General features: G+C 63.9%; 1 protein-coding gene and 2 pseudogenes. All 3 read right to left on the bottom strand.

All coding sequences use genetic code 11. The annotated features are described in order from the left end of the window. Positions 1 to 518 (bottom strand): annotated as a pseudogene (locus MOV75_RS35545) (capsular biosynthesis protein); the annotation flags it as partial. Positions 519 to 602: 84 nt separating this feature from the next. Continuing rightward, entirely contained in the window at positions 603 to 1,889 is a 1,287-nt protein-coding gene (locus tag MOV75_RS35550; protein WP_246932193.1) for an O-antigen ligase, read from the bottom strand. Continuing rightward, positions 1,886 to 2,166 (bottom strand): annotated as a pseudogene (locus tag MOV75_RS35555) (bifunctional heptose 7-phosphate kinase/heptose 1-phosphate adenyltransferase); the annotation flags it as partial. The pseudogene MOV75_RS35555 and the gene MOV75_RS35550, both read right to left, overlap by 4 nt.

Genomic DNA, 2,166 nt, shown 5'->3' on the forward strand with positions numbered 1-2,166 from the left:
CTCTCGATGCCGCGCAGGAGCACCTCGGCATCCGCGGCGCGGCCGATCAACAGCGTCGGCGCGGCCTCCCCGCCTCTGGCGTGACGCCGCACCCGCGTATAGCGGAAGTAGCGGTAGGCCATGCGCAGCGCGCTGAGGAAGGATATCTCGAGGAACCAGTAGAGGACGATCGTCACCTTGCCGAGGAAGAAGGCGCCGCGGACGTTGGGGGCGACGAAGATGTAGTCGAGCACGAGCAGGGCGACCGTCAGCACGGTCGCGACGCGGATGATGTTCAGCGCGTCAGGCAGCGAGATGAAGCGCCATTTCGTCGTGGTCAGATTGAAGATGAAGAACACGACCACGCTGAAGGCGAGGAAGTAGGGCAGGATCTGGAACAGCAACGGCAAGCGGTCGAAGAAGCCGTCACCACCCTCGAATCGCAGATAAAAGGCGGCAAAAAGCGCTGCCGCGGTCGCCAGCAGGTCGTGGAGCGCGATCAGGAAATTGCGCAAGGTGAGATGCGAAAGACGCGTCATCCGCCGACCGATGAAAACCCAGTTAAATGCAACCTGACCGCGCTGATAGCCCATCTGGACCAGACTTGCCAGCCGCGCGGCCGCTCAGGAACCGGCTTCCCCCATCTTCGCCTCGCGCTGTTGTGCCCGGATCACCATGCCGCCGGCGACGCCGACGCCGATGACGTACATCCAGCCCTCGTGGAAGTCGAACAGATGGGAGTTGAACAGCGAGGTGAAGACGTTCTGCACCACCACCAGAAGCCCGATCCAGTTGACAAGCCCGTCGCCGCGGAACAGCAGCAGATGCAGGATCCAGATCGCGTAGAGAACCGCGATGCCGATCACGCCCCACTGCACGGCAACGTTGAGGGTCTGGTTATGCGGGTTGCCTATCACCTCGGCAGAAGCCTGGTACAGACCGCTGGGCGTCGCGACGCGTTCGAACAATCCGCGCGTCGAGCCGGTGCCATGCCCTATGATCGGCGCCTCTGCGAAGAAGCCGAGCGACTTCCGCCAGAACTCGAGCCGCAGGCCGAGCGAGGTCGGCTCGCCCCTCTCGACATAGCGCGTGTAGTCGTCGGAAAACCTCTCGGCGGTGTGGCGCAAATGCGGCGAGGCCTGCCAGGCGAGAACGGCGCCGACGAGCAAAGCGGCAGAGATGAGCGCAATGCTGCGCCATTTGAGGTGAAGCAGCGCGAACACACCGAACATGATCGGAACGGTGACGAGCGCGGTGCGTGACACCACCACGAAGGTCATATTGACGAAGAAGCTCAGCGCCAGCGCCGTGAGCAGCCCGGCGAACCAATATCGCTTCTCGCGCAGCAGCGTCACGATCGGATAGGCGAGCGCAACGGCGCAAAGCGCGAATTCCTGACTCTGGTTGATGTAGTTCTTGACGAAGATGCCGCGTTCGGGCGGATCGGTCTTGAGCGCTAGGTTCGGGTAGAAGGCGACCAGCCAGGACATCACCGACATCAAGGCGCAGGACACCAGGAAGGCGATGAATATCCAGTGGCCGCGCTGCGATCGCTCGAAATGATAGAGCAGGACCGGCAGCACGAGCAGCTTCATGGTGGGATTGACCGCGTAGAAGCGCGCGCCCCAGGTCGCGTCCGACCAGAGTGTCCCCACCAGCGCGAGCAGGACCAGCGCGATCGGCGCAATGCAAATCGGACGCTTCAGCGATTGCAGGAACGCGCGGACGTCGAGGAACGGCACCATGCAGAGCAGCATCAGCGCATTGAAGATTCCCGTGAGCGAGGTCGACCAGGGTAGCGATGCCGCGGTCAGGACCGCGAATATATCGACGGTCTCGCGCCAGGCGGCCGGACTGCGCAGACGGCGAAGCAACATTTCGCCGGTCGTCTCGCGTGCGAGCGCGGTCACTTGTCGCCTCCCCGTGCGCGATGCACGAGCGCCGTCGTGCTGAAGCCCTGGAGGATGTCGACCAGCACGACCATTCCGCCGGCTTCCTCGACGACCTCGTAGCCGACCACCTGCTCGCGGGTGTAGTCGCCGCCCTTCACCAGCACGCCAGGCTTGATCCGGGTGATCAAGTCGATCGGCGTGTCCTCCTCGAAGATGACGACGAGATCGACGGCCTCGAGCGCGGCGAGGACCTCGGCACGCGCGCGCTCGTCCTGGACCGGCCGCTCGGCGCCCT

The sequence above is a fragment of the Bradyrhizobium sp. PRIMUS42 genome (assembly GCF_023006515.1).
GTDB lineage: Bacteria > Pseudomonadota > Alphaproteobacteria > Rhizobiales > Xanthobacteraceae > Bradyrhizobium.